This window comes from Flavobacteriales bacterium (assembly GCA_013001705.1).
In the GTDB taxonomy this organism is placed as follows: Bacteria; Bacteroidota; Bacteroidia; order Flavobacteriales_D; family JABDKJ01; genus JABDLZ01.
On sequence record JABDLZ010000038.1, the window covers coordinates 1 to 3,934 of the forward strand.

General features: G+C 52.5%; 3 protein-coding genes. All 3 read right to left on the bottom strand.

Annotated features, from left to right (window positions below; all coding sequences use genetic code 11):
• Positions 1 to 680: efflux RND transporter periplasmic adaptor subunit (locus tag HKN79_01275; protein NNC82180.1), on the bottom strand; the 680-nt coding region annotated here is incomplete at its 3' end.
• Between the two features lie 7 nt (positions 681 to 687).
• Complete coding sequence (locus HKN79_01280) at positions 688 to 1,866, bottom strand: TolC family protein (protein NNC82181.1); 1,179 nt, start codon at positions 1,864 to 1,866, stop codon at positions 688 to 690.
• 47 nt (positions 1,867 to 1,913) lie between these two features.
• Positions 1,914 to 3,934, bottom strand: a 2,021-nt coding sequence (locus tag HKN79_01285; GenBank protein ID NNC82182.1) for an efflux RND transporter permease subunit, incomplete at its 5' end; no start/stop codon positions are given.

Genomic DNA, 3,934 nt, shown 5'->3' on the forward strand with positions numbered 1-3,934 from the left:
TTCTTCTTCAAGACCACACCCCCTTGATCGGCATAGATAGGCAAGGTGCCGCTGGCTTCACCTTGCTCCAATATCGCATCGATCTGCACATCGCTCATCTTCCAGTTGCTCAGCTTGGAGCGCGCGGCATCAAGGAGTTGAGGATAGTCCGCTTTTAGTCGATCCGCCTCCAGCAATTCTTCCTGAGTCGTCACAAGTTCGGGAGAATAGACGCGCCCGACTTGCGCTCCTTTACGCACCCGTTCTCCAATGAAATCGATGTTCAGTTCCTCCAAGCGACCGGAGATATGGCTGCTCTGGGAGTGTACTTTACGCTCATCGACCTGCACCTTGCCATTCAAGCGTAAGTCCATGCTGGCTGTGTCGTTTCCCACGATCATGGTACGCACATCGGCCAGTTGCATAGCTGTGGGCGACATGCGAATGTCCATGGCCGAGCTTTCATCCTCTGAATCCGAACTGACCGGTATGAGGTCCATACCACATATAGGGCAATCTCCTGGCTCCGCTTGCCTGATCTGTGGATGCATTGAGCATGTCCACTCGCTGGTGCTCTGTACATTATCTGTTTGTTCCGTTGCGGTCTTCTCCGCTCCTCCATTCATCATTCTGCCCAGCAGAATCCCGAGAATCAAGGTGCCCAAGGCAATGAGAACGATCTTTTTTCTTGTGTTATTCATGTCCCTTCTATTGTGCGATGATGTAAAGGAATTCGGCTCGTGCAATGAGCCCTTCCCGTATGACTTTGATTGTCTTTATCTGATAATCAAGCAGCTGTTTCTCGATCGCCAAGACTTCATCATATCCGGCTCCTGAGTTACTGTAGTCACTGATCAAGAGATCTCTGACCTGCTCGGCCTTGGTGACCTGCTCTCTGTATAATTCGGCATTCTCCGCACTGCTCTCGACCGCATATTTTTTGAGCTCCAACTTCGATCGGAATTCATTGACCATATTCTGCTCGGAGAATTCCATGGCCTCTTTTCTCAAGAGGGCTTCCTGCGTCAGCGCCTTGTACTTCTTCCTGAAAATGGGCAAGCTCATCGAGACCATGGGCATGATGACATCCTGACCATTATCATCCAATCCTTGGACAGTTCGCTCATCGACCAGCACATAGTCCAGACCGAGCCCGAAGGAGGGCCTACCTTGCCTAGTTGCCAGTTCTTCTGCGGCCTCTGCCGCCTTGATGCGCGATCGGACCGCTTGGATATTTCGATTCTGGAATAGGCTGGTATCAGCAACCTGAGGCAAGTCGAGGGACGATGAGTCGAATCGATCGATGATGCGAATGCTATCCTGCTGACTTCTGTTCAAAACAGCATTCATCTGGAATTCCAATGGGATGATCTTATCCTGAAGCAAGCGGATCTTCGTGACCGACTCCTCGATCATGATGTCGGTACGGATGACATCGGCCATGCTATTCTTACCTACCGAGAATCCTGATAGGGCCAATTCCCTGCGGCTTATCAAAAGAATGAGATTCTCTTCGATAAAGTCGACCCGCTCGTGGATTTCCCATAAGTCGTAGTAGGTCTTGCGCACAGTCAATTCCAAGAGCTGCTGCTGATCCAGAAACTCCTGATAGGCCGCCTCTGCCAGATGGGTACGCATGTCGCTTTTCGCTTGCAGGGTACCGAACCATGGGAACATCTGCGCCAAGGAAAACTTCATGCGTTGCGGGCCGACACGGGTCTCCACCGGACTGATGAAATAGCCGAAGGAGAAGGTAGGGTCCGGCAAGGCATTGGCCTGGGCGATGGTCTGCATCTCGGCTTCGAATCGGGCGTAGCTCGCTTTGACCCCAGGGTTGTTCTCCAGTGCTTCTGTCGTCAATTCATTGATGGACTGTGCAGTAACCATGCTTGAAAGCAGGCAGAAAAGGGAGATGCATATGAATATCCTTTGCGTCATGATGCTTGGGATTTGAGGTTTCGTTCTTCACGGAAGCTGTAGAGGACGGGCGTGATGAAATAGGTGATACAGGCCACGATCATTCCACCGAAGGCAGGTATCGCCATCGGTATCATGATGTCGGCACCACGACCGGTGGAGGTGAGCACGGGGAGCAGCGCAATGATGGTTGTGGCCGTGGTCATGATGGCCGGACGTATCCTCTTCTTTCCTGCGATTAGCACAGCCTCACGTACCTCTGACACGGATTCAGGTCGATGTCGTGCAAAGCTTTGATCCAAGTAGGTGCCCATAATAACACCATCGTCAGTGGCGATGCCGAAGAGGGCAATGAATCCGACCCAGACGGCTACACTCAGATTGACGGTGTGCATCTGGAACATCTCACGCAGATTAGAGCCGAAGAGTCCAAAATCCAAGAACCAAGTCTGACCATAGGCCCAGAGCATTAGGAAGGCACCACTGAAGGCCATGGCGATACCTGCGAAGATCATGAGCGATGTAGTCACCGATCGGAATTGGAAGTAGAGGATGAGGAAGATCACAAGGAGCACAATGGGCACGATGATGGACAGTCGTTTCTCGGCCCGGATCTGGTTCTCATAACTACCCGAGAATTTGTAGCTGATTCCAGCAGGTACGATGAGTTCACCTGAATCGATCCTAGCTTGGATGAAGGCCTGCGCATCTTCGACCACATCTACTTCGGCATAGTCTTGACGCTTGTCGAAGAGCACGTAGCCTACCAAGAAAGTCTCTTCACTGCGGATCATCTGTGGGCCGCGTACATACTCCATGTCCACGAGTTCGCCCAACGGCACTTGCGCCCCAACAGGCGTAGGCACATAGATCCTGCTCAAGGCCTCAGGGTCATCTCGCAATTCACGTGGATAACGCACACGGATGGGGAAGCGCTCTCGACCCTCAACGGTAGAACTGATCTGCATACCTCCGATGGCCGTCTCTATGGTGCGTTGTACATCCTCGATGCTCAGCCCATATCGCCCGATGGCCTCACGGTCAATATTGAGATGGAGATAGGGTTTGCCGACAATCCGGTCTGCGAATACGGCCTCCGTTTTGACCGAAGGCACTTCTTTGAGTATCGATTCCAGCTCACGGCCAAAGTCCTCGATCGTACTCAGGTCGGGGCCATAGACCTTGATGCCCATGGGCGCACGCATACCTGTCTGTAGCATGACCAATCGGGTCTCGATCGGCTGAAGTTTAGGAGCCGAAGTGACTCCGGGGATATTGGTGACTTTGATGATCTCCTGCCAGATATCATCCGGAGAATTGATGCTGGACCGCCAATTCCTGAAGAACCGACCCCGATCATCGCGGATCAGATCGGCCAATGAAATACCATTCTCCAAGGCCTTGTCTTGTGAAAGCGTGTCGCCACGAGCGAGAATGAACCGATCCTCCTTGTCCACCTTGAATCGCATGCGATGACCTTTGGCATCGACCATGTACTCCGGCTTGTAGTTGATGATGTTCTCATACATGGAGATCGGTGCAGGATCCAATGCCGATTCTACGCGTCCCATTTTCCCCACAGCCAATTCCACTTCGGGGATGTTGGCCAGTAGCATATCCAATTGCTGCACCACCTTCTTATTCTGCTCCACCCCTGCGTGCGGCATGGAGGTGGGCATGAGTAGGAAACTCCCTTCGTCCAAAGCGGGCATGAATTCCTTTCCCATTCCCGGGAAGGTGTGTGCCATCGTTGACCATGGGTTGGTAGCACGGATATTCCACCCCACTTTTTCAGCAGCTGAGGCAATGACAGTGAAAGTGCGGTCGAATCCCATCCACACGATGAGCCCGAAGAACATGGTGACGATCGGGACGACCAAGAAGGTCCGTTTATGTGCCAGGCACCAGCGCAGAATGCGTTCGTAATTGCGTTCGAGCAGCAGAAATGCTCCAAGAATGAGAATGAGGATCAAGGCCACGAAAACGAAATTGAGCAGTCCCGATCGACTCGCTCCGAGCGGCAGCCATTCTCCAGCCA